The organism is Geitlerinema sp. CS-897 (assembly GCF_028368005.1).
GTDB classification, from domain to species: Bacteria; Cyanobacteriota; Cyanobacteriia; order Cyanobacteriales; family Geitlerinemataceae; genus Baaleninema; species Baaleninema simplex.
In genome coordinates this window covers 1-25,697 of the sequence record NZ_JAQNCQ010000353.1, presented here as the reverse complement: position 1 = coordinate 25,697, position 25,697 = coordinate 1, and the positions used below count along the sequence as shown (strand labels likewise).

General features: G+C 52.0%; 18 protein-coding genes. 5 read left to right on the top strand and 13 right to left on the bottom strand.

The features are described 5' to 3' along the window. Positions 1-328: 328 nt before the first annotated feature. The 3 genes from POG22_RS22310 to POG22_RS22300 all read right to left on the bottom strand — a co-directional run bounded on the left by POG22_RS22310 (position 329) and on the right by POG22_RS22300 (position 3,513). Positions 329-1,939: a 6-pyruvoyl-tetrahydropterin synthase-related protein gene (locus POG22_RS22310; RefSeq protein ID WP_498907182.1), complete on the bottom strand. Its 1,611-nt coding sequence runs from the start codon at positions 1,937-1,939 to the stop codon at positions 329-331. Between the two features lie 138 nt (positions 1,940-2,077). Continuing rightward, the gene (locus POG22_RS22305; RefSeq protein ID WP_063716853.1) at positions 2,078-3,019 is read right to left on the bottom strand and encodes a glycosyltransferase family 2 protein; all 942 of its coding nucleotides are present in this window, start codon (positions 3,017-3,019) and stop codon (positions 2,078-2,080) included. Between the two features lie 272 nt (positions 3,020-3,291). Further along, positions 3,292-3,513, bottom strand: coding sequence for a hypothetical protein (locus tag POG22_RS22300; RefSeq protein ID WP_017660141.1), 222 nt, complete (start codon positions 3,511-3,513; stop codon positions 3,292-3,294). 182 nt (positions 3,514-3,695) lie between these two features. On the opposite strand from POG22_RS22300, the gene gloB reads away from it, so the two are divergent. Beyond that, positions 3,696-4,469, top strand: coding sequence for a hydroxyacylglutathione hydrolase (gene gloB / locus POG22_RS22295; RefSeq protein WP_063716854.1), 774 nt, complete (start codon positions 3,696-3,698; stop codon positions 4,467-4,469). Here the strand turns inward: gloB and POG22_RS22290 are convergent. From POG22_RS22290 to POG22_RS22260, 7 genes are all read right to left on the bottom strand, one after another. Next, on the bottom strand, positions 4,453-6,654 hold the full coding sequence (locus POG22_RS22290) for a hypothetical protein (protein ID WP_498907181.1): 2,202 nt from the start codon (positions 6,652-6,654) through the stop codon (positions 4,453-4,455). The genes gloB and POG22_RS22290 overlap by 17 nt on opposite strands. A gap of 177 nt (positions 6,655-6,831) precedes the next feature. Then, entirely contained in the window at positions 6,832-8,673 is a 1,842-nt protein-coding gene (locus POG22_RS22285; RefSeq protein WP_498907180.1) for a hypothetical protein, read from the bottom strand. Between the two features lie 79 nt (positions 8,674-8,752). Next, positions 8,753-10,453 (bottom strand): hypothetical protein, encoded by a 1,701-nt coding sequence (locus POG22_RS22280; RefSeq protein ID WP_498907179.1) that lies wholly within the window; start codon positions 10,451-10,453, stop codon positions 8,753-8,755. Between the two features lie 62 nt (positions 10,454-10,515). After that, a complete protein-coding gene (locus POG22_RS22275) occupies positions 10,516-11,181 on the bottom strand; it encodes a class I SAM-dependent methyltransferase (RefSeq protein ID WP_498907178.1) in 666 nt (221 codons plus the stop codon). A 205-nt stretch (positions 11,182-11,386) separates the two neighbouring features. Next, the gene (locus POG22_RS22270; RefSeq protein ID WP_063716859.1) at positions 11,387-12,454 is read right to left on the bottom strand and encodes an NAD-dependent epimerase/dehydratase family protein; all 1,068 of its coding nucleotides are present in this window, start codon (positions 12,452-12,454) and stop codon (positions 11,387-11,389) included. 151 nt (positions 12,455-12,605) lie between these two features. After that, positions 12,606-13,952 carry a glycosyltransferase gene (locus tag POG22_RS22265; RefSeq protein WP_498907177.1) on the bottom strand — a complete coding sequence of 449 codons (1,347 nt, stop codon included), beginning with the start codon at positions 13,950-13,952 and terminating at the stop codon, positions 12,606-12,608. A gap of 202 nt (positions 13,953-14,154) precedes the next feature. Beyond that, complete coding sequence (locus POG22_RS22260; RefSeq protein WP_063716861.1) at positions 14,155-15,216, bottom strand: NAD-dependent epimerase/dehydratase family protein; 1,062 nt, start codon at positions 15,214-15,216, stop codon at positions 14,155-14,157. 181 nt (positions 15,217-15,397) lie between these two features. Between POG22_RS22260 and POG22_RS22255 the strand changes: the two genes are divergently transcribed. Next, complete coding sequence (locus tag POG22_RS22255) at positions 15,398-15,889, top strand: ankyrin repeat domain-containing protein (protein WP_498907176.1); 492 nt, start codon at positions 15,398-15,400, stop codon at positions 15,887-15,889. Here the strand turns inward: POG22_RS22255 and POG22_RS22250 are convergent. Both POG22_RS22250 and ileS read right to left on the bottom strand, forming a co-directional pair. Beyond that, entirely contained in the window at positions 15,886-16,659 is a 774-nt protein-coding gene (locus POG22_RS22250) for an SH3 domain-containing protein (RefSeq protein ID WP_498907175.1), read from the bottom strand. The genes POG22_RS22255 and POG22_RS22250 overlap by 4 nt on opposite strands. Positions 16,660-16,788: 129 nt before the next feature. Then, the gene (ileS, locus tag POG22_RS22245) at positions 16,789-20,208 is read right to left on the bottom strand and encodes an isoleucine--tRNA ligase (RefSeq protein ID WP_498907174.1); all 3,420 of its coding nucleotides are present in this window, start codon (positions 20,206-20,208) and stop codon (positions 16,789-16,791) included. A 378-nt stretch (positions 20,209-20,586) separates the two neighbouring features. Between ileS and clpB the strand changes: the two genes are divergently transcribed. Further along, positions 20,587-23,469: an ATP-dependent Clp protease ATP-binding subunit gene (clpB, locus tag POG22_RS22240; protein ID WP_498907173.1), complete on the top strand. Its 2,883-nt coding sequence runs from the start codon at positions 20,587-20,589 to the stop codon at positions 23,467-23,469. Between the two features lie 77 nt (positions 23,470-23,546). Further along, positions 23,547-23,717: a hypothetical protein gene (locus POG22_RS22235; protein WP_498907172.1), complete on the top strand. Its 171-nt coding sequence runs from the start codon at positions 23,547-23,549 to the stop codon at positions 23,715-23,717. Between the two features lie 477 nt (positions 23,718-24,194). Here POG22_RS22235 and POG22_RS22230 read toward each other — a convergent pair whose 3' ends face one another. Continuing rightward, a complete protein-coding gene (locus POG22_RS22230; RefSeq protein ID WP_498907171.1) occupies positions 24,195-24,425 on the bottom strand; it encodes a hypothetical protein in 231 nt (76 codons plus the stop codon). 41 nt (positions 24,426-24,466) lie between these two features. Here POG22_RS22230 and POG22_RS22225 point away from each other — a divergent pair, with 41 nt between their 5' ends. Further along, complete coding sequence (locus POG22_RS22225) at positions 24,467-25,666, top strand: argininosuccinate synthase (RefSeq protein WP_498907170.1); 1,200 nt, start codon at positions 24,467-24,469, stop codon at positions 25,664-25,666. Positions 25,667-25,697 lie beyond the last annotated feature (31 nt).

Here is a 25,697-nt window from a genome sequence, read left to right as displayed (position 1 = left end):
GTCGAACGGCCGTTCGACCGCACCCAAATCTTGTATTCAGATCGACAAATTACACCGTAATCTCAGGATACCCTTTTTGAAGATGAAGTTTGACGCTTTGTCAGTTTTCGAGCAAACTCGAGGACGGGGTAGTTGTCAATCAATAGTGATTTGGGTGCATCTCAAAAAGGTAAATTCATCGGATACAAGCTTCCATCATCGATCGAGCAGCTGTTGGGTTCCACTCCGTTCTACCCGTGGACGGCAGCGTTGCCGAAGTCCAACCTATCCAGAGCTTCGTGTTTTTACATCCATTGAGATGCACCCTACAAGTCTAGTTTTTATATCACTACGTTTTAGCGACTACCACGAAGACAAATAGGAGCAAGCTGGCAAAACTCGCCGCAAGTCCGAGGTTGAAAGGAAGCGTACTACCGTATTCGAGCCTCACTTCAGAAGACCCCGGTTCGACGACAAACTCCATCGTTCCGTCTGGGGGGCGTTCGATATCCCGACGCTGGCCGTCGATCGTCAATTTCCACGCGGGATAGTAATACGTTCGCACGCGAACGGTCGTCGAGCTGCCAGCGTTGACTTGTAACTGTCGCACGTAACTTCCCCACCGCTCGATCTCGACCTCGGCGTCTCCTTCAACCACGCGCACTTTCGGCTGGTTCGGAGATGGGTCGGGAGAAGGACGGCCGTCGGGAAGTAAGGGACGGTATTCGGTCACGTCCATCAGTGTTTCGCTGTAGGGGTCGTACAAAGTGGTTTTCAGGCGATCGAGCGTCACGATCTCACCGCGTCCGGGGTTGTGCAGCACCGGAATTCCCCTCGAAATGGTATAAGAGTGCTTCAATCCAAATCCGATCGCCAGGGTCAGAAGTAACGCGAGTAAAATTTTGAGTGCTGTTTTGACTTCTAAACTTAACTGAGTTGCGGTGGCGACCGATCCCGCACTACAGAAGGCAAATAGGTTTAAAAGGCGAGTCGGACGCTGAACTTTTTGTAAAACGGTAAATTGTTCCCATAAAAACTCCGACGCTCGGCTCATCAAAAATGTCAAAATAATTAAAGCGATCGCCCAGCCGACTGCTTCTTTTAAGATATTTTGTTTTTTGAGCGTTTTTGGGGTGGTCAGGACGATGACGGACAGGGTAATAAACAACACCGCAGAAAAGAGCAGACCGTCAGAGACCACTGAGTTCGGTTGTCCGAGAGAATCCAACTTAAAAAACGGCAGACTTTCGCTGCCCAACATATTTTCTCGCCATCCCCCTTTGGACTGCGCCATATAATCGATGTTTACCCATTTCTGCTCTAAAATTGCAGGAAGAATATAAAACGAAGCCATGCCAAACCCTAAAATTCCCGAGAATGCTGGAGCGACGATCGATCGCCAATTCCCGTGAAGTCCTAAAACGATTAAATACACCATCCACGCTAACGTAAATAAAAGTAAGCTTGGGGTATGGCTCAGGGCGAGCAAGAAGCCAAACAGCGTTAAAAAAACACACCACCGTCGATCGCACACGGCACGATCGCTCAAGTAAACGCCGAGAGGAATTAAAGCAGTTGCCAGAGCGGTCGACAGGTTTCCGTACAGAACTGAGTTAAAAACTGCGGGAAAACTCATATAGTAAATCCCTCCAACCACTCCCGCGATTTTTCCCCATCGATAGCGTCCGTATATATAAAAATTGAATCCTGACAAAAAGATGAAAAACGTGAACAGGAAAGACATCGTTTGCTCGATATTCAACCCGACACTTTTTAATCCAGTTCCGAGATAGTAACTTAAGGGAGGATAAAAAACGAACGTTGGACTTCCGTAACCGTAGTTCGTTCCAGCTAGCCAACGCGGGTAAATAATGCCTTCAAAAACCTGATGTGAAAAATGTTGAACCCAGGTAATATGCCAGAGCAGATCGCCCAATCCATTAAAGCCATAACGTACCATTCTTGAATTGATCGCGATCGCTAACAGTACAAATCCAATTATGACGAGTCGATCAAAGAGCTTAGAGCGAACGATGTTCGGTTGTCCTCTCACAGTATTTTTCCTTATGTTTTATGTAAATGGATATAATCGATGCAATTACAAACCGTAAGTATCCCTGACAAAATAAAGTGGTCGCTTTTTAACTTCTTCGTAAATGCGCCCTAAATATTCTCCGATCGCCCCCAAGCTAATCAATTGAATGCCGCCGAGAAACAAGACTGCAACCATTAACGATGCATATCCCGGCACGTCAATTCCCGAAATAACCGTTCGGACGATCAAAAACCCCGCATAAATCAGAGAAAGTAGCGAAATCGCTAAACCGAGGTAGCTCCAAATTTTTAACGGAAGCGAACTAAACGCAGCGATACCGTCGAGTGCAAAGTTCCAGAGTTTCCAGTAATTCCATTTCGTGGTTCCGGCGTAGCGGGGATCGCGATCGTATTCGATCGCAATTTGCTCGAAACCCACCCATGCAAACAACCCTTTCATAAACCGATTGCGTTCGGGAAGTTGTTTGAGAGCCTCGACGACTCGACGATCCATTAAGCGAAAATCCCCTGTATCTCGCGGAATGGGAACGTCGCTCATTCTACCGATAATGCGATAAAAATTATTCGCCGTAAAGCGCTTGAACCAGGTTTCGCCCTGACGCGCTCTTCGCTTGGCATATACGACATCGTAACCTTCCTTCCATTTATTCACCATAACTTCGATCAGTTCTGGAGGGTCTTGTAAATCGGCGTCGATGGGAACGACACCTCGACCGCGAGCGTAGTCAATACCGGCTGTGAGCGCAATTTCTTTACCAAAGTTTCGCGAAAGGTTGACGACTTTAATAGCAGAATTTTGTTGGTGGTGACGAATTAATTCAACCAAGCTTCGATCGCGGCTTCCGTCGTTGACACAGACAATTTCGTAAGTCAAACCAATTTTGTCGAGATTTCGACAGAGGCGATCGAATAAATAATCGAGATTCTCTTCTTCGTTATAAATAGGAACGACCACAGAGATGTCGATCTCACAGGGTTGGTTCATGGAAGTTTAAATCAGTTGAAAGACGATCGATGGTAGATTTCGAGAAAACCTTCGAGACAGCGTGCTTTTAACGTTTTTTACGCAAACGCAATAGTCGGTAAAATCACGAAGGTTTGAGGTTAAACCTCTTATCTTCTCATATCGATTGACGTTTCTGAGATGCGCCCTTTTGAACGTATCGTAACCTTAAAATCTCGATCGCTAACAGAGCTGTGGCGATCGGGAGTCCTCAACCCCCCAATCTACAGCACTCGATTTAAACTTCTGCGAACTTAACTGCTCGATCGCTCGTCTACCACCTTCAACCGTCCGAGTTGAAAGCGATCGAACACGCTGTTCAGTTGGCGATAATCTTCATCTGTCAGCCCTTTCCCCGCTAACATGGCAGAGGTTAACTGGAGATAGTCTTGACGGCTAATGCGGTTCGAGTCGAGAATGCGTTCGATCGACTGCTGAAGCGTCACGTTGGGTTTACCCTGAGAAGCTTTAGCCATATTTGCGTACAAACGAATTTATAGGATACGAACGAACGTCTAGACCGCAGACAGACATTTAAAAAACGGTGGGTCGCTTCCGTCAGCAGTTGCGAATGACAGTGGGTCGCTTCCGTCAGCAGTTGCGATAGGATTTTCAAGTAAAGACCTAACGACGCTAAGCCTATCAGGAGATCGGAGCCATGGAGATCTACCGACTTCCCGCCCTATCCGATAACTACATTTATCTTATAGTCGATGGCGATCGTCAAGAGGCCGCCGTTGTCGATCCCGCCCAAGCCGACCCCGTACTTCGCCAGCTCGAAGCACTCGACTGCACCCTCGTCGCCATTTTCAACACCCATCACCACGCCGACCACGTGGGCGGAAACCGCCAACTGATGAAGCGTTTCCCCAATCTCACCGTCTACGGCGGTGCCGAAGATCGCGATCGCATCCCCGGACAACAGGTCTTTCTCAACGAAGGCGATCGCGTCTCGTTTTCCGACCGAGAGGCCGACGTGTTTTTCGTTCCCGGTCACACTCGCGCCCACATCGCCTATTACTTCCCTCCCGTTGGCGACGGCGAACCCGGTGAGTTGTTTTGCGGCGATACCCTGTTCGCAGGGGGATGCGGGCGACTGTTCGAGGGAACCCCCGCCCAGATGGTCGATTCCCTGACGAAGCTGCGATCGCTCCCCGACAAAACCCGCGTCTGGTGCGCCCACGAATACACCCTAAAAAATCTCAAATTCGCCCTCACCGTCGATCCCGACAACCGGGAGTTACACACGCGATATCGCAACGTCGAAACCCTGCGGAAACGCCACGAAGCCACCGTTCCCTCGTGGTTGGGGGTCGAGAAACGCACCAATCCGTTTCTCCGTTGGGACAGCGAGGCGTTACAAACCGCCGCCAACAGCCACGATCGCGTCCGAACCTTCGCTCGCATTCGAGACCTCAAAGATCGCTTTTAGGGGTGCGATCGCCGGACTCCCAGCCCAGGGGAATCCACGTCACCTCGATCTTCGGCGCGTAAACGAACCGATTGTCTGTTTCAAACGCAATCGACGCCACGGGAGCGGGGAACGGCAGATCGGCGCGATCGAGGGATTGGAAAAAGACGAGAGCTTCGTCGGATTCTCGGGGTAAGTGACTGACGATCGGCGCGTTTTCAGCGTTACCGGGAAGGAGGCGATAGGAGGCTTCTCCGCCATCGCGATACACCGCCTTGAGGCGCACGGGAGCGGCGCGAAACAGTGTTTTGTAGAATTTGCCCCAGGGCGAATACGATACCGAAATCGAGGCTCTGACGAGCGATCGCGCGGCTTGGGGAACGGTCGCCGTCTCGCCCCATCCTACCGATTGCGAGCTGAGGGGAGCGGCGATCTGACAGGGGTTCGTCTCTCGGCGATCGAACACCATTAAATCGGAGACGGCTTCCGTTTGCACGAAGGTTGGAAACTGGGGCGAGAGGCGATAGCGACACAGCAGCGACGAGAAGGTTTCGGGTTCGTCAAAAAAGGCGTGTCGTCCGTCGATCGCGCGAAATTGATAAAGAAAGTGGTCTCTCGGATGGGCGTCTAAATTGGCGGCGTTGGCGCGATCGAGAAATTTCGTATAAGACAAGTAGGATTGAAGCGTCGGTCGCGGTTGCCAATTCAACCCGTTGGCCGGTGCGAGGGTCAGTTCCCAAGGCACGATATCGACAGTTTTGTTGCCGAGGTGTTCTCGCACCTTGGCGGGAAGTTTCAATCGCTCGAAATTCCATTGGTTGGCATCTTCGAGAACGCTCGCCACGCGATCGACGTTGAAACTGAAAATTTGGTTGTGGACGTATTTGGGGGTGAAGCTCTGCCAAAACGGCCAGGGTCGCAGACCGACTTGTCCTAACACGTCGGGTTTCGCCACGTACAGGACGGCAACGGCGATCGCGATCGCGCTGACGACGCGTCCCCAAGAAGACTGACGCGAAACGTTGCTGCGACCGGCACAGACGAGGGAGGCGATAAAGGGAACGCAGAAGAAATACAGCAGAACGTGGGCGTCTTGGCGGACGAAGCCGTGTTTGAACGCGATCCACAGGACGAAGGCCAGACCCAGGTAAAATCCCGATCGCCGCCAATCACACCGCTGCCCCATGACACTGGCGACGAGTGTGGCTTCGATCGGGGCTAATCCTAATTCTAACGGCGAGCTGATGTAACTCATCGCACTGGAGTATCCCGAAGAAACTTCGAGAGATCCTCGGACGAAATCGAGGAGCGAGCGATCGAACACCAACACGGTCGCCAACAGCAAAATGCTGTAAATTCCATAGGCGAGGCTGCTGGCTCTGAAGAGATCGAAACGTTTGTCAAAGAGCCGATCTCGATCGGTCTGACGAACTTTTTGCACCACTCCACTGACGACAACGGCGATCGCCCCGTAGAGCAGGAGTCGAACCGCGTTGTCCGGCGGGTTCACCGCGACAAACACGAACGCCGTCGAGGTCGCCCCGACGACGGAATCCCAAACAGCCAGGATCGCTCGGTTTCGCTCTGAGAGGGTTTGCGTTTTGGCGATCGACACGGCTCGAAAAAACTGCACGAGAAACAGCGCACCGACCGTCGCGACGCCGAGCGTAAATTTAATTAAGGCTAAAAAACCGGCGACAATTCCTAAAAAGAGAGAGTAACCTCTCGATATTGTCGATCGCTTTGAGGCTTGAAAGGGCGGACGAACTGACCATAATAAAAGAATTAAATACAAAAATAACGCTTTGTAGTCTATTGAAAACGCCGCGTGAAACAAGAATAAAGAAGAAACGATCCACAAGACGCGATCGAGGTTATTTTTATACTGAAAAACACAAATAACAACCGCGAAAACTAACGCAATATGAACGCCGATCTTAAAAGTGACGGCGGTTAAAACGTTCTCTGGAACGATCGATCCGGCTGCCAAATAGCCGAGCGGTCCGTACGTGAAAATGACATCGCGTCCGAATTGCAAACCCTTCAGTACCGTTTCAGTTAACGCAAAGCTCCAAGAGGCATCTAAACCGGAGGTAATAAAAATATACGGCGAAGGTAACGTGGCTAACGTGAAGTAAATCGCGACTGCAACACCCAAAATCCAAGGTGCGACGACTTGTAAGATTTGTCGGGTTCGATGACTCATGGTTAGTGCGACTCTCGAGCGAGATCTCACGGCTTAGTGGTGCAGAAAACTTTTCGAGATTGGGGATTGACAAACTACATATTTTATGTATTTAAATTCGAGCCAGATCCCCGGCATCTCCAAGATGCCGGGGATCTCCGGGATGACTCATGGTTAGTGCGACTCTCGAGCGAGATCTCACGGTGTCGGTGTTAGCTCGAAACTTCCCGTTAAAAGATGCGCCCGAGCCGTCGTCGCGTCGAACGCCCAAGCTTTCACGACTAGCGAGCGGTTCGGGAGCTGCGATCGCGCAAATTCACCGCTCCAGCCGAGTTGAGTGTCTCGGGGAAGACCGGCATGAAGTGCGTCCGGGCGAAACTCGCGATCGTCGATAATGGCAAAGGGTTTTTCGGCTCCAAAATCCGTCGTGTAGGTCAACAACACCAGATCGGCCGCCGACAGGGAACGTTCGGTGAGTTCGGCCCAGCCCCGAACTTGGTAGCGATCGCCCGACAGGGGAACGAGAGCGTCGAAGAATCCCCGAGCGGTCTCGGACTCCAGCGACGCACTAAAGTCGCGCACGTCGTCACTCTCGAGCAGCGGAGGAGAAAGATACCCCAAGTCGTTAATGGCGATCGCGTGGTCGTACAGGCGATCGGGGTCGGGATAAACGTAACGGCGCAAACAGTCGTCGTCTCGCAACACGTCGATGGCCAGCGTACAAGCCTGAGCGTGGAGCGTGTCGGTTTTACGAACGTACATCCCGTCGAGGGCAAAAGCGCTCGTTTTAAGATGTAATACCAGTCCGATACCGAGCAGTAAGTAAACTCCCCGAGAAAGCCAACGACGCCGAGGCGAAGACACTTCAACCGTCTTATCTCGTTCGGCCAGCAACGCTCCTAAATAAATCGCCGAGACGATCGCGTACAGTGAAAAGGTCGTATAGCGTGGCGAAATCGCCTGTTCGATTCCAAATCCCACGCGACCCAACGCCGCAAACAGACCGCTGAGGATAGAATATCCCCCCAGCATTATCCAGCTTTTGGCGCGATTTAACTCAGAGAGATCCCAACGGTGCTCTAGAGCGTTCTCGAAACCGGATTTTCCCTCCTGCAAGGTCGTCGCACTGTTCCACAGGAGAGCCACCACCATCGCCGACCAAACCCCAAACACGATCGCCCCCACGACCGTCGCCGCTGGGATGTCGTGAAATCCGAGCGGTCCACCTAAGAAGACGAAGAAATAACGAACCGCCTCGAGTGGGTGTCGGACGGCTTCGTCCCAACCGGGATGGTCGGGGGGTTTGACGTAGTTGCGAAAGTAAAATCCGAGATTGACCGCCATCGTCGCGATCCAGACTGTCGCCCAAAACAGACGCCGCCCGATCTCCCGCCAGCGTAGGGTTTCGGGAAAGAAAATAGCGGGAAAGACCACGACCCAACTGAGTACGCCGTTAGAAAACGAATACGTACTGACGAGGCACAGTAAAATACCCACGAGGGTTTTCAGCCAGAGAGGAAAGCGAGTCTGCGCCACGAGCAACCCCAAGACGATCGCGCTCAAAGACAGCAATACGCACACTTGCAGTCCGAAGAGAAAGTTGTCGTATTGAATCAGAGAAAAGACGAGGAGGTTGGCGACGATCGCCAGTGCGTTGAGGCGAGATCGCGGGGTACGGGTGAGGGTTAGGCGACTGAGGGCGTATAGGGTGAGGGCGATCGCGGCCATCAAACCCAAAATCAGGAACATTTCTACTTTGATGTTCCAGTTCGTCACGGACGCCAAACTTACTAAAATCAGTCTCGGAAAGAATTTGCGGCTTTCGTTGTGCTGGGCGATCCAGTAGCCCCAGTTCCATCGACCTTGACTGAGATCGATCGTGCCGTCGTGGAGTTTGACGAACATCAGTCCGGGGGTGTCCCACTCGTCCCAAATGGGAAAGTTGACGCCGAAATAGGCGATCGACGCTGCCACGAGACTGGCAAAGATCGCAGACAGGCCGAGGAGCCAAATCGTACTGGACGGGAAACGAATTTTCACCTTTTCTATCGATTCGAGGGACGGGGACGCGCGATCGACAAACTCGACCACTTAGTTCATAAACTCGAACTGTACGAGTTTAATCCACAACGCGCAAGTCTAAGGAATTGTATAAAGATAGGAACGCCGAGCGTTCGGGATCGTAAACCCACGCCCGAAGCGAGTGGCGACCGGGTTGTAAATCGCGACTGACAAACTGGACTGTCCAAGTTTCGGGTTCTCGACTCGAATCGACAAAATCTCCGATGAGATCGCTGGCAAACATCTCCGTACTGTCGTTTCGAGACAAAAAGACGATCGGTAGAACCGTTTGACAGTTCTCGAAGCGGACTCGACCCGACACGATCGCCGTTCCGCGATCGGATAACTCGACGACTTGCGACGACTGGGAACGATCGAGATACCCGCAAGAGGGCTGAGGGCGATCGCGAAATTCGACGGCGTGCGATCGCTCGAAAAATCCCAAGCGATCGAGGCGGGGAGACCACCAGTATTTTACGATTTTGGCGTCGGGATACAGTCGTCGCACGCAGCTACTTTCAGCGTCGTCCTCCATATATCCGACGAGTGACAAACAGGTTCGTAAGAAGAGTCGATGGTTGCGGAAGTCTTTCCCCAGTTCCCAAACGGACAGCGACGTGACCGCCAACATCACCGCAACGCACGCCACGATCGCACGATAGCCGAAGCGAACCTTCCCTTGCCACGGGCGAGTTGCAATCTCGGCGTAATACTGTCCCGTGTAAAGGAGTCCGACGAACAGTAGCAGGCTGACGGTGGTGTAGCGGGAGGCGAGTGCTGTGGTCAGTCCCAAACTCGACCGTCCTACCGTGGTCATCGCGGCAAAGCCGAGACTAAACAACATTAAGGAGATCCAGGGTGCGATCGCCTCTCGGTTAGTGCGATCGCGCCAAAACAGCCAAAAACAGCCCAGACTAGCGAGCGAGAGGGCAATTCCCCAGGCGATCGCCGCTGAAGATGCCGAGGAAAAGGGGTGTCCGACGAGCGCGAAAAAAAATTCGAGTCCTTCTCGGGGGTGTTTGAGAACATGACTCGGATCGACAGCGTGAGCGGGTTTGTGGTAGTCGATGAAGTACAACAGCACGGTGGCGACGAACCCACTACACCAGACGAGAAGCCACCGTCGGGGTTTTTGAGCGTGCCGACTTTTCACCCACACGCACGGTAAAACGGCCAACCACGTAAGGAGTCCGTGAGCGCAGGAAAAACTCGCCAACCCACAGAATAAGGCGGCGAGACCGAAATGGCGATCGCGCCAATGCTGGAGGTTCTCGTGAGACAGGAGGGCGATCGCCAGGACGAAACACAGATTTATCCAAAACCAAGCGATCTGAAATCCCCAAAGCCAATTCTCATATTGCACGAGACTGCCGAGTGCAATGGCGATCGCGATGTCAGTCAGCGGAGAAACGCGATCGCCGTTTTTTTTTCTGGCAATCCAATACAGTGAAATTCCGATCGCGATCGCTAACATAACGCTCGCGTACTGCTGCGTTTTCGTGTTCCAATCGGTCAAAAAGGCAAGAGTGGCGATCGCAAATCTCGGAATGACAAATCGATGCTCGTTGTGAAGTCTCCAAAAGTCTAAAAAATCAGCCGTCCCGAAATCGATTTCGTGAAATAAATCTGTCAACACTAACGCGTCGAAAACGGGAACGTCTACCCCGAAGCGATCGACAAACAAGAAAGTAATCAGAAAAGGAATCGCGTAAAGCGGCAGATAAAATTTCGACCACAAGTTAGAATGTTTATCTAACAAGTCGATCGGTTCCTTTTTTATTCTTATTAGTAGAATTTTAAAAAAATCTTGAATCACTCGAATTAGTTTTTACAGGCAACGACTAAAAACTGCTTACCTAAGAAATGCCAAGCCAACGGCATCGAAATATAAAGCGGAACTGTCCACAACGGAGGTTGCTTCCCGTTAGCCATCGTATAAGGTAAAAATTTAGGAATACAAGTTTGAATTTGAAATCCTCGAAGTTGTAAAACTTCAGAAATCGAAGCGTCCGTCAAGGGTAAATGATGGTCGAAAAAGTCCCAATAAGCTCCACCCGTGTATTTGATGTTCGGTCCCAAACAGATAATTTTTCCTCCTGGTTTCAAACAGCGATAGGCTTCGGCGATCGTGCGAGACAAAGACTCTTTCGACAAGAGATGTTCGAGAAAATTGCTCGTAAACACGACATCAAGCGACGCCTCAGAAACCGGCCAAGACTGCGAACAATCTTGATGGATAAAACGAACCTCTGACTCGAGATAGTCTTTCGCGTCGGGATTGAGATCCATTGCATACTTTTTTCGAGCGCGAACTTGATTGATAAACTCTCCCCAACCACAACCGAGATCGAGAATATCTCGACGTTCGCCAACGAGATCTTGAAAATAGCGCGTCACCAGTATTTTCCAGACTTTACGGCGATAATTGGCAATGCGAGCAAAGCGAAGCTGATATCCTTGTTGAAGTTCGCGTTCAGAAGTTTTCATGAGAATTCTTTAAATTTTAAATGTCAGTATTCGATTCGATCGAAATATATACCACAATATATCAAAAAGTGCTGTATCGGACGATATGTTTTTTGAATCGGCGTTGGCCAAATAGATGCGATCGCGATCGAAAATATCTAAAAAAATAAATTTTAAATGACATCGCGTCCCTCGATCGAATTGCTAATTTTTAACAAAAATTTTTTCACAAAAAAATCTTCTGAATACTGTCCGTTTCCCGAACCATCCAGTCGTAAATTTCAGTGAGAGTCGCGAGAATATCTCGTTTCGGCTGCCATCCCGTTCGCGCCATCACTTTACGAGAGTCGGTGATAAAAATCGGCACGTCGCCGGGACGGTTTTCGGGAACGGGCAAAATGTCGATCCGGTTTCCCGTCACCTCCTGACAAATTTGTGTCGTTTCGTACAGAGAAACTTGATTTTGAGACCCACCTCCGACATTAAAAGTTTCGCCCTTGAGATCCTCAAACTGTTGCAATTGTAAATCGATTAAATCCAGCAAATCCGCCACGTGCAGAAAATCCCGAACCTGTTTCCCCGTTCCACCGTAGCCGATATATTTCAGCGGTTTTTGGAAGTAATGTCGCGCCACCCACAGCGCAAACACCCCCTGATCTACTTTTCCCATTTGCCAAGACCCCGTTAACACGCCGCAGCGGTTGACGAGGGTGCGGAGGTCGTACGCGTCAGCGTATTCAGCGATGAGGAGTTCCGAGGCCAGTTTGGTGGTTCCGTAGAGCGATCGCGCGCGATCGAGGGGAAAATCTTCAGCGATACCCTGTTGCGACGCACCGGGAAACGGTTGTTCGTCGAGCAGTTGAAAGCGAGTGTCGGTTTCGCGATAGTTGAGTCGGCTCAGATAGGCGATCGGATAGACGCGACTCGTCGATAGGAAAATAAAATCGGCTTGGGTGGCTCGTGCCAATTCCAAACAGTTAATCGTGCCGACTAAATTGGTTTGTAATAGATATCCCGGCGATCCGTATCCCGCCAACACCGACGGTTCCGCCGAACATTCTAAAATTAACGTCGGTTTGAGAACTTCTGGAGCGAGGTCTTCAGGATTGCGAACGTCGCCGTGGACGAACTCGATTCCCGCTTGCTTGAGACGGGGAAGGTTTAACTCCGAACCCCGCCGTTTGAGGTTGTCTAGAGCGATAATCTGCCAGTCGGGATGACGTTTCGCCAGTCCCAATCCGAGAGAACTTCCGACGAATCCCGCACCTCCGGTAATTAAAACGCGCTGACTCATACACTCCTCAATTTGCCTCAAGTTGAAATCCTAACTTTGATAGGACTTACGCACTTCAGCGTTAACCAAACTAAATGTAGAGGTCGGTGGGCATTGCCCACCCTACAAATGGTGTAAATGCGTAAGTTCTGTTTGAAATAAACTCTCGTTTTTAGCGAGAGATACTCTCGTTCGACGCGACGCCAACGCGAAAGTGGTGGGGTTGGGATCGGGGAGTTTTGCGGACGTAATCACCTCGAGACAGCCACCGTTCGAGCAAAATGTAGAGGACGATGAAGAGGTAGCGACTTCCCATTTCTTTGATTTTCAGCTTAGAGACTCCAGCTTTGCGGTTGCGCCAACTAATCGGAGTTGCAACATAGGTGTAGCCGCGCACGATCGCCTTGAGGGGAAGTTCGACGGTGAGGTTGAAGTGGTGCGACAGAATCGGTTGAATTCCCTCGATGACTTCGCGACGATAGGCTTTAAAGGCGTTGGTCGTGTCGTTGTAGCGCAAGCCGAACAGCACTTGAACGAAGAGGTTGGCCAAGCGGTTGATGAGGAGTTTGTGGGTTGGATAGTCGATAACCCGTCCGCCGCGCACGAAGCGAGAACCGAACACGCAGTCGTAGCCTTCTTGTAGCAGGTCGTAGTAGTTGAGGATGTCCTCGGGGGAGTCGGAACCGTCCGCCATCACGACGGCGACAGCATCTCCTCGAAACTGTTCTAAGCCGCAGCGCACGGCGAAACCGAAGCCGTTGGGGTAATAGTTGTTAACGTAGCGCACGCAAGGGTTTTCGCGACTGAGGGATTGCAAGATTTCTTCGGTGCGATCGCGGCTGTTGTCGTTCACCACGAGGAATTCGTAACGCACGTCGCGATCGTCGAGAACTCGCGCGATCTCGTTGACCGTTTCGGCGATCGAGCCTTCTTCGTTGTGTGCCGGAATTACTAGAGAAAATAAGGATACGGGACGAACGGTTTCCTGCGCTTTGTCTTCATCGCGGCGTGGGGAATCGCTGGCGTTAGCGAACGCGGGTTCTAGACTTTCAGGACGGAGTTCGGGACGGTTCGAGCGAAATACCAGGCGATCGCTGAGGAGATAGTTCGTTGTCGCACTCACCAGAATCCCGATGAGGGTGTTAACACCGTAACTCACCCCCAACCAATCGAGAAAGGGGAAAATGGCGAAAATCCGTAAAAGTACGGAACAACCTGCCGAGAGGTGATATAAGGGGAGTTGACGCAGTAATACGTCCCGAAGACGCCAGTTTCCTCCAGTCCACACCCAAGTTCGGTAAATAAAGAAACTCAGCAGTAGAGAGAGTTCGATGGAAATTGCGTTGGCGGTGTTGCGTAAAATTACAGTATCCCAGCCTCCCAGTTCCACGAACGAGAACATTAATATTAAGTTGAACGCGGCGGCGACTCCCCCACCCCCGAGAAAGCGAACGACTCGTTTTTGAGCGAGCTTTTGAAATAGCTTCTGAAGCGTTGGAAACGGGCTTGGTACTTTCATGGTTTCCCCTATGTCGTTTTATCGGTCAGATCGACATTGGCGCCGAAGTTGCGATCGCGTTCCAATCGGACGGTTTAGGCTTGGCAAAAAATTCAAAAAATTGACAGCTCAAGCGCTCGATTTTTTAGAAGTAAATATTATTTTTTGTTATCCTCCTATTGCGATCGTATAGTTCTCAATAAAATCCAATCCGTAGCGACGTTTACCAGCGATCGACATTTTGCGTGTAAATCTCTTCGAGAATATCGCGAACGTTATATGTCAAATCCCATTCGGGATAGTGAGACTTAAACGATTTCAGATCGCCAATCCACCAAATATGATCGCCAATGCGATTGGTTTCGCGGTATTCCCAATTCAATTTTTTATCGGCGATTTCTTCACACTGATGAATCGCTTCGAGCATCGAACAGTTACTCGATCTCCCACCGCCAATGTTGTAAATTTCTGCCACTCGAGGATTTTGATAAAAGTGATAAAAAGCATTCACTAAATCGTAGCTGTGAATGTTGTCACGAACCTGTTTTCCTTTATATCCGTAAATATTGTAGGGTTTTCCCGTTACCGTACATTTCATTAAATACGACAAAAAACCATGAAGTTCTGCACCCGAATGACTCGGCCCCGTCAAACAACCGCCGCGAAAACAAGCGGTTTTCATGTCGAAATACCGTCCGTATTCTTGAACTAAAACATCAGCAGCGACCTTCGATGCGCCAAACAGAGAGTGTTTGCAGCGATCGATACTCATAGTTTCGTCGATGCCATCGTAAAACGGATGACTTTCTTCAATTTCCCACCGGGTTTCGAGTTCGACGAGGGGGAGCAAGTTCGGATTGTCCCCGTACACCTTATTGGTCGAGCAAAAAACAAAAACCGCGTCAGGACAATGCTGACGCGTATTTTCGAGGAGGTTTAACGTACCGTTGGCGTTAACTGTAAAATCAGTAAACGGGTCGCGAGCCGCCCAATCGTGAGACGGCTGTGCGGCGGTGTGAACGATCAGTTCGATCTCGCTCCCGTAGGTTTTAAAAATTTCTGAAATTGCCTCTCGATCGCGAATGTCGCTGTGATGATGAATATATTTATCTCCATATTTTTCGAGGAGGCGATCGCGATTCCAAAGCGTCGATGCACCCTCCCCAAAAAAGGCTTCTCTCATATTGTTGTCGATGCCGACCACTGTAAAGTCTTTATCGCAAAAAAAGCGAACAGATTCAGAGCCGATCAATCCCGCAGATCCCGTTACCAATACGATCGACATGGTTTTTTCTCAACCTCACACGACAAACAACAGGGTTGGGCAGTCGTCCCGCTGCAATAACTTGCGTGACTCAACGACTATAAACGGCGGTATTCTAGCACGGATCGGAAAATACGGATCTTCTTTCTGAGAACTCTCGCTCCCCAAACTCGTTAAAATAGAAAAAGAAAGGTAAAAAACGATGCAAAACGCGATCGCAACTGCCAGGTCGGGAGACTGGCAAGAACTCGAAATTCTATTAGCTAACGGTGCCGATCCCAACGCAACCAACGACGACGGCACCACCGCCCTCATTGCCGCAGCCGAATCCGGCCACGCCTCCATCGCCCGTCGTCTGCTCGATGCCGGAGCCGATCCCAACGCAGCCGATAACGACGGTTGGACGCCCTTGATGGCAGCGGCCGCAGCCGGACATCGCGGCATCGTCAGCTTGTTGTTAGCCGCAGGCGCAGACATCAACGCTTGCATGAATTCCGGCGTCACGGCGTTAATGGTGGCAGCCGGTCACGGTCGTCTCGAGGTTCTCGACGTACTGCTCGGTCACGGTGCCGATATTCGAGCCAAAGACGGCAACACTTGGACAGCGCTCGTTTGGGCGTCTCGGGAAGGCTACCAAGACGCCGTAGAACGACTCAAACAGGCACGTCGAGCGCTTCTCGAAGAATCAGTTTAAAAACAAGCACCGAGGTTGCTGCCGTCGTTGGGATAGCCACTCGAGACGTACCCCCGCAGCGGCGAGACGATTTCGACCCAACTGCGTCCTTCGTCACCCACAATGGAGGTCAGAGGCAGCGGTACGAAAATTTCCTCGTTAGCCCCCACGCCGCCGACAATTGCCGAAGCCGTACTCGGGGCGCTGCGTACCACGAGACCTTCTTCGACTAAGACGCGGCGGCAGGTGGTTCCCGATACCGGAGGACGGGGTTGGGGACGCGTCGGTTGTGGCTGTTCGACATCGCCCCATACGAACGGCTGACAGAGAACTAAGTTACTTCGGCCGTTGGGAAACCCATTATTCACGTAACCATCGGCGGGGAACGTCACCGGAATCCAGTTTTGTCCTTCCGGCCCTTGAATGGCACGGTAATTGTCCGCCAGTCGCAGCCGTTCGTTGGGGGCGACGTTGGCGATCGCCCGAGAAAACGGACTCGGTTCGACGTGAATCGACAAGCCGTTTTCGACATCTCGATACACCTGACGGCACAGGGGATCGAGTTCGATTTGAGCCAGTTGGCGGGGTTCGGAGGAAATCGACGCCGCTGTAGCCGGTGCTGCCAACACCAACAGCGACAAAATCACAGACGACCAACGATCGCATTGCATGAAACTCGTTCGCTCCTCAAACAGTTTTTGTCGATCGCCATGATAAATCGAGAGGGGGAGCAAGGGAGAGGAAGAGCCGGGGAGAGGGGGAGCGTAGGGTGCCGTGACGCGGGCTTTCAAAGGACGCCGAAGTCAGGATAATGTAAATTCCCGCGTCACGCACCGCCTCCAACCGGGAGAGGAGAAGAGGGGAAGAGGGGGAGCCGGGGAGAATTTCACCTCACCTCATTACCCCATCACCTCATCACCTTAGAAATTGCCGTCTAAGGCTTCCACGCAACGTTCGCAGAGCGTCGGATGTTCGGGGGCTTCGCCGACGTGACTCGAGTAGTTCCAGCACCGCTCGCACTTCTGACCCTCGGCGTTGACGATGCCGATGCCCAGGCTTTCCTGACGGCTGGCGTACTCCAAGCCTTCTAACGCCTCGGGAGAGTCCAACAACTCCACTTGAGAGCTGATGAATAAATAGCGCAGCTCGTCTACTCCGTTTCCGGGGTTAATATCGCCAACGGTGGGTAAGGCTGGTGCGGAAGTGGGCGGTAACTCTGGCACGTCGGGAACGTCGGCGGCGGAGACGGCCACAGTGGCGTCCGTGCCGACGATTTTGGCTTTCAAATCTGCAACTTGCCCCGATAACCGCTGGCGATCGCTAGAAAACAGCAAATTCCGATAGCCGAACCACATCGAATAGGTAAAGCCGATTCCCGTAAACAGTTCCGGTAACAGCAGCAGACGGTTCACCGCCGCCAGGAAGCTCGAAGAAACGTACAGGGCTGCCCCCAATCCGGCCAGAATTGCCAAATTGCGGAACACGCGATAGTAACTCTTCCAGAACTCAACGGCGTATCCCGGCGCGTCTACGATAAAGTCAACCACATCGCGCACCTCGAGATTTTCCCAATCAGGAAGCGCCAGTTTTCCAGCCTTTGTCGAGGAGTCATCTCCTTCCGGGGTTTCTGCCGAGTCTTCCACTTCAGCCTCCGTCGCTTCGCTGACGGGGGTTTCGGGTTCCGGTTCTACGGTACGCGGCGGAACCGCCAGGTCGGGGTTCATCTCGCTGAGTTTGGCGCGATCGGCTTCGTCGGGAACGTACAGCAGCACTTTTGCTTCCAGGGAAGACCCAATTTGTTTGTCAGTTCGGGCCTTCTCCATCACTTTATTCACTTCGGTACGGTAGAAGCGCAGGGTTTGCCAGCGTTGGGAGAGTTCCGATCGACGCCAGCGTTCTTCCAGCTTCGGCCAACCGGCTGCAAACACCGACTGATACGGCGTCTCGTAAGGAAGGTTCTGCCAGATATCTTCAGCCATGTGACAGAGAACCGGAGCGATCGCCTTCGCCAAAGTCTCCACCAACACCGCCAACACTGTCTGACAGCTTCGACGGCGGAACGCCTTAGCCTCGCTGATGTACAGTCGGTCTTTGGCGATATCGAGATAGAAGTTCGACAAGTCCACCACGCAGAAGTTCTGCACGGTTTGGAAGAACCGGAAAAACTGATAGCTGTCGAACGCCTCCGTGACCTCGTCCATCACTTCGCAAGTGCGGTGAAGGATGTATTTATCCAACTCCGGTAACTCGTCGTACTCCACCGCGTCGGTTTCCGGGTTGAAGTCGTGCAGGTTCCCCAGCAAAAATCGCGCCGTGTTGCGGATTTTCCGGTAAACGTCCGCCATTTGTTTGAGGATGTTTTTTCCGAGGGGAACGTCGTTAGCGTAGTCCACCGACGACACCCACAACCGCAGCACGTCAGCCCCGTAAGGCGGCTCTTGTTTTTGGTTGTTGCCGCCGTTAATCACCACGGCGGGATCGACGACGTTTCCCAGGGACTTACTCTGTTTCCGTCCCTGTTCGTCGAGAACGAAGCCGTGAGTCAAAACGGTTTTATAGGGGGCTTGTCCCTCGGTGGCAACACTGGTTAACAAACTCGATTGGAACCAGCCTCGGTGTTGGTCGGAGCCTTCGAGATACATATCCACGGGATAGCCTAGCCCTTTCTTTTTCGCCACCGCCGCCCAGGAGGAACCGGAATCGAACCAGACATCCATCGTGTCGGTGCCTTTGACGTAGGTGCGGTCGTTGTTTCGGTAAGACTCGGGAAGCAGTTCTTCTACGGGCAGTTCCCACCAAGCATCGGAACCCTTCTCGGCGATGATGTCCCGAACGTGGTTCACGGTTTCCTCGGTCATGAGGGGTTCGTCGGTTTCGGCGTCGTAGAAGACGGGAATGGGAACGCCCCAACTCCGCTGGCGAGAGATGCACCAGTCCGATCGCTCGCTGACCATCGAGGTAATCCGGGTTTCGCCGCGATCGGGAATCCAAGTAACTTCCCGGATGGCGTCTAAGGCCGCGTCGCGGAAGCCTTCGACGGAGGCAAACCACTGTTGCGTCGCCCGAAAAATGGTAGGTTTTTTGGTGCGCCAGTCGTAGGGATATTTGTGTTCGTAAGGCTCTTGTTTGAGTAGGGAATGGTTTTCTTTGAGGGCTTCGGCGATTTTTTCGTTGGCGTCTTTGAGGACGTTGAGTCCGGCGAAGGGGCCGGCTTCTTCGGTAAACCGGCCGTTTTCGTCCACGGGGGAGAGAATCGGCAAGTTATAGCGCAAGCCGACTTGATAGTCTTCTAACCCGTGACCGGGGGCGGTGTGGACGAGTCCGGTTCCCGATTCGGTGGTGACGTAATCGCCGCCGACGACCACGGGACTGGTGCGATCGAACAGGGGATGTTTGTAGGTACAGCCTTCTAGGTCTTGGCCTTTGACGGTTTCGAGGACGGTCAACTTGCTGCCGAAGGTGGCCTCGAGTCGCGCGATCGCATCGGCGGCTACGATGAGGAATTTTCCGGCCGCTTCCTCAAATTCCAAGGCTGTTTCGACCACGGCGTAATTCAACTCGGCGTTTACGCTAACCGCCAAGTTCCCCGGAATCGTCCACGGCGTCGTCGTCCAGATGGCTACCCACAAATCGGGCATATAGTCGCTCAGACGCTCTTTGAGGCTGTCGCTGAGTTCGCTCAGTTGAAAAGCGGCGTACAAACTCGGGGAAATATGCCCTTCGGGATATTCCAGTTCGGCTTCAGCCAACGCAGTTTGGGAACTGGGACTCCAGTGAACGGGTTTGTACCCTCGGTAAATGTAGCCTTTGAGCGCCATTTCTCCGAACACGGCAATCTGAGCAGCTTCGTATTCGGGGTTTAAGGTTAAATAGGGACGATCCCAATCGCCCCAAACGCCATAGCGTTTGAAGCTGTCGCGCTGTTCGTCGAGGGTTTTGAGGGCGAAGGCTTTGGCTTTAGCCCGCAGCGCTAACGGCGTTAGTTCTTTACGCTCTGAGGATTTGAGTTTTTGTAAGACTTTCAGTTCGATGGGCAAGCCGTGACAGTCCCAACCGGGGATGTAGCGAACTTTACGACCCCGAAGGAGCTGGTAGCGGTTAATAATATCTTTGAGGGTTTTGTTGAGGGCGTGACCGATGTGAAGGGCGCCGTTGGCGTAGGGGGGACCGTCGTGCAGGATGAAGGGATCTCCGGGGTTGTTCTGCGACAGGGTTTGGTAGATTTGTTGCTCTTCCCAAAACTGTTGCAGTTCGGGTTCGCGCACGACGGCGTTCGCCCGCATATTAAAGTCAGTCTGGGGGAGATTGACGGTATCCTTGTAACGCTTCTCTTCTGTCACGGTTTGCTACCAGGGGACTATGGAACGACATCGGACTTCCCAACGAAGTCGATCGTGTTAAGATTCTCAAACAGAACTTGACAAGCGAGCCATCGAACTTCACCAGTTCTTCGGTTCGTTTGTCTTGTGGGAAGACTTTCATTTTAATGTACTATTAGTTGCTTTCGATCGAGATCCCCAGCTTTGACCGTCTTTTAAACTAAGAGAGGGAAGGCGAAGGTGTCAGTCGTGGACGGCCTAGAAGTCCGTTAACGTTGGCAGGGGTAGAGCTCACGCGACCAACAGCGATCGATATTGGCTGACTGCGACTGCACCCAGAGGTTTTCCTGTTTCCTTAGCGACAGCTTAAGACTGCATAGTTCCGAAATACTGCCAGAAATGCAACCAACCGATCCGTCGAAGTTTACCGATAAAGCATGGGACGCGATCGTTTCGTCTCAGGACGTGGCGAAACGTTATCGAAATCCAAATTTAGAAGTCGAACACGTCGTTCTCGCGCTGTTGGAGTCGGCGGAATTCTCCCATCAAATTTTACAAAAGGCAGGGGTCGATCCGGCACAGTTGGCGCAAAAGCTGGACGCTTTCGCCAAGCGACACCCACGTATGGGAATCGTCGATCAGCTTTATCTGGGACGACATCTCGATACCATGCTGGACAAGGCGGAACTGGCGCGGCAGAATTTCGACGATTCTCATATTTCGATCGAACACCTGTTACTGGGTTTCGCGGAGGACGATCGCATCGGGAGTAAAACGCTACAAGCTCTCGAATCGGATCAGTCGAAAATCGCCGCCGCGATTAAGTCGATGCGCGGAAGCGCCAAGGTGAAAGACGCGACGCCAGAAAATCAGTATAACGTCTTAGAAAAGTACGGGCGCGACCTCACGGAACAAGCGAGAGCCGGAAAACTCGATCCCGTAATCGGACGAGATGAGGAAATCCGCCAGGTGATTCAGGTTCTCTCCCGACGCCGCAAAAACAATCCGGTGTTGATTGGGGAACCGGGGGTGGGTAAAACGGCGATCGCCGAGGCGTTAGCGCAACGTATCGTCAACGGCGACGTTCCCGAATCGTTGAAAAACCGTCAGTTGATTTCCCTGGATATGGGAAGTTTGATCGCCGGGGCGAAGTTTCGCGGCGAGTTCGAGGAACGGTTGCGATCGGTGATTCGGGAAGTCACCCACTCCGACGGTCAAATCGTGTTGTTTATCGACGAGTTGCACACCGTCATCGGCGCGGGTGGCGGCGGTTCTCAAGGAACGATGGATGCGGGAAACCTCCTCAAACCCATGTTAGGACGGGGAGAACTACGCTGCATCGGCGCGACGACCTTAGAGGAATACCGCAAGCACATTGAGAAGGATAAAGCCCTCGAACGGCGGTTTCAACAGGTTTACGTGGGACAGCCGAACGTGGAAGCGACGATCTCGATTTTGCGGGGGTTGAAGGAACGCTACGAGGTTCACCACGGCGTTACGATGACGGATTCGGCGTTGGTGGCGGCGGCGACGCTGTCGAACCGCTATGTGACCGATCGCTTTTTACCGGATAAGGCGATCGATCTCATCGACGAGGCGGCGGCGAAGTTGAAGATGGAGATTACGTCGAAACCGACGGAATTGGAAGATGTCGATCGCCGCTTGATGCAGTTGGAAATGGAAAAACTCTCCCTGGAAGGAGAGGAACAGCGTGGCGCGAGGGGAGCCTATTCGTCAGCGCAAGATAGGCTCGATCGCATCGAAGAAGAAATGGTGGAACTGAAGGGAAAACAAGAGGGCCTCAGTTCTCAATGGCAACACGAAAAGCAGCTTCTCGACGAAATCAACGCTCTCAAGGAAGAGGAAGAACAACTGCGGCTGAAAATCGAACAAGCCGAACGTAATTACGATTTGAATACGGCGGCGCAGTTGAAATACGGTCGGTTGGAACAGTTACAGCGAGGCTTGGAAGAGAAAGAAGCCGGACTGTTGAAGTTGCAGTCGGACGGATCGGCGTTGCTGCGGGAACAGGTGACGGAAGCGGACATCGCTGAAATCGTCGCCAAATGGACGGGAATTCCCGTCAACAGTCTCTTAGAAACGGAACGTCAGAAACTCCTGAAACTCGAAGAACAGCTTCACCGCCGCGTCGTGGGACAGTCGGAGGCGGTCGAAGCGGTGGCGGCGGCGATTCGTCGCGCCAGGGCGGGGATGAAAGACCCCCTGCGTCCGATCGGGTCGTTCCTGTTCATGGGGCCGACGGGCGTGGGTAAAACGGAGTTGGCGCGGGCGTTGGCGGCGTCTCTCTTCGACGATCGCGATGCGTTGGTTCGCATTGATATGTCGGAGTATATGGAGAAACATTCGGTGTCGCGCCTGGTGGGTGCGCCTCCGGGGTACGTGGGCTACGACGAAGGCGGACAACTCACTGAAGCGGTGCGGCGGATGCCCTATTCGGTGTTGTTGTTCGATGAGGTGGAAAAGGCACACCCGGATGTTTTTAACATTTTATTACAAGTTCTTGACGACGGGCGCATTACGGACTCTCAAGGGCGAACGGTGAATTTCTGCAACACCGTCATTGTGATGACGAGTAATATCGGTTCTCAGTATATTCTCGATGTCGCCGGACAAGAGGCGGATTACGAAGAGATGCGATCGCGGGTTTACGAGGCGTTGCGATCGCAGTTCCGCCCGGAATTTCTCAACCGCGTAGACGATTTGATTATCTTCCATCCCCTGGGTAAGTCTCAGTTGCGGGAAATCGTGGGAATTCAGATTTTGCGGATCGAGTCGTTGTTAGCCGAACAGAAAATTCAAATCGTGCTGTCGGAGTCGGCGAAGGATTACATCGCCGATGTGGGTTACGATCCCGTATATGGGGCGCGTCCGCTGAAACGGGCGATTCAACGGGAGTTAGAAAACCCGATCGCTACGAAGTTGTTAGAGTTGGAATTCGGCGCGGGAGATACGATTTACGTCGATTGTCCCGAGGAAGACGGAAGTTTGGTATTCAGTAAGAAAAACCCCGGTTCGTCGATTTCTCAACTGTTGGAGTCGCAACCGGAATCGAAGGCTGAATTAGAACCGGAACCGGAACCGGAAATCCAAGTCGAACCGGAACCCGAATCCGAAGCGGAAGTTGAGTCAGAACCGGAACCCGAAAATGAGTCTGAAGCGGTTTCGGTGACAGCTACTGTCGTGCAGCCTTACGAGTTCGATCGCGCCCGGAACATCAACTCTGAGGTAGACTCCAACTCTAACGATTTCCCTTGGGAGTAAAGTAAAAATGGGGAGGTCACTCAAAAATCTCCCCTCATTCAGAAATTTCCATTATTGGTTCAGACCACCTTATCCTTATGAATTCTCCTGTCAAGTATCACTATGATAGATTTCCTCCTTCTGATTTAGATTGGCAACAACTGATTCCATTAATTGGCCTGGCCAATGCAGCTTTAGAAGCAGTAACTGAACAAGCTAAGCAAAATCAAAAGAAAGCGACTGAAATTTTAGGTAGTAATGAGGAGTAATGCTACTTTGGTTTTTGAGTCCTTGCCATGCAAGGATTGTGACTGCCCAGCATCATTAGAGTGCAGCACTACCCAGCGTTACAGCGTGCTTGGATAAAATTAACTAGAGTTTGAATGCCTTGATTACATTGCTGTAAGCTTGTCATAAAATTTGGAGCGTCGATTAAATTTGTTTCATGACCGGAAGTTTCTCCATAAGCCTCCCGGTGAGCAATTTCTTTTGTTTAGTCAATTAACGGAAAGAGCAAGTCAATAATTGATAGAGTGCTGTTGACCAGATCTTGGCATTCTGAATGTCTAGGTGTGTCACCTAAAGTAACTAGGAAATTCTGCAAGAAGTATCTGTTGTTTTCAAGTTTTTCTTTGAATCGATCGAGTGGTCCTGTCATCATAAATTTCAGCCTCCAAACTTGAGTCTGTTAATATTTTTTGTTGCGATACCAGACTATGTTGCAAGTAACTAGACTGTCCCGACCGCTAACTAGGACAGTCGTTAAAAATTACGTAGAGATGGATGCCGACCGATAAAAATAATCGCGCCATTCCGTTTCGCCGATCTTCACGGAGTAAATTGTCAACGATCGCTAACACAGAAAGCTGTAACGGAGCGAAAAAACTTCCGGTCACGTCGCGATCGCGACCCCAGCGAGGTAAAATCCCAGCCAAGTCTGTAAAAAATGGGGAAAATTGCTCCAGAATATGCCCCATAATAAAAGACTGGTTGTTTTGAGACGGAGAACGAAACGCACATGGGTCGTGCTACTAAAGCCGTACTAGCCTATTCCGGTGGCGTCGATACGTCAGTGTGTATCCCCTACATGAAGCAAGAATGGGGAGTGGACGAGGTAATTACCCTCGCCGCAGACTTGGGCCAAGGAGAAGAACTCGGGCCAGTTCGCGAAAAAGCCCTGACTGCGGGGGCGAGTCAGTCCCTCGTGGCGGACGTTCGAGAAGAATTCATCGCCGATTACGCCTTTCCCGCCATTCAAGCCAACGCCCTCTACGAAAACCGCTATCCCCTCTCGACGGCTTTGGCCCGTCCCCTGATCGCTAAGAAACTGGTAGAAGTCGCCGAAGAATACGGAGCGGACGCCGTCGCTCACGGATGTACGGGAAAAGGGAACGACCAAGTTCGCTTCGACGTCGCGATCGCCGCTCTCAATCCCAACCTAAAAGTACTCGCCCCAGCTCGCGAGTGGGGAATGAGCCGCGAAGAAACCATCGCCTACGGAGAACGCTTCGGGATTCCCTCTCCCGTCAAGAAGTCTTCCCCATACAGTATCGATCGCAACCTTCTCGGACGCAGCATCGAAGCCGGGCCCCTCGAAGATCCCTGGAACGAACCCCTCGAAGAAGTGTTCGCGATGACGACCGCGATCGCCGAAACGCCCAACGAACCCGAATACGTTGAAATTGGCTTTGAGGAAGGATTTCCAGTCGCCATCAACGGCGAAGCCCTCTCTCCGGTAAAACTCGTCGCCACCCTCAACGACATCACCGGACGCCACGGTGTCGGTCGCATCGACATGATTGAAAACCGCCTGGTGGGAATTAAATCGCGGGAAATCTACGAAGCTCCCGCGTTGATGACGCTGATTCAAGCCCACCGCGACCTCGAAAGTCTGACACTGACGAAAGATGTCACCCAGTACAAACGGGGAATCGAGGAAACCTACAGCCAACTCGTGTACAACGGACTGTGGTTCAGTCCCCTCAAAGGGGCGTTAGATGCGTTCGTCCGAGAAACCCAAAAACAAGTCACTGGGGTAGTCCGGGTCAAACTCTTTAAAGGAACCGCTACCATCGTCGGCCGCAAATCCGCCAACACCCTGTACACCGACGAACTGGCCACTTACGGCTCTGACGACCAGTTCGACCATAAAGCCGCTGAAGGCTTCATTTACGTTTGGGGTCTCCCCACACGGATCTGGTCGCAGAAGATGCGGTAGTTTGGAGGGGGAGAAGGGGAGAGAGGGAGAG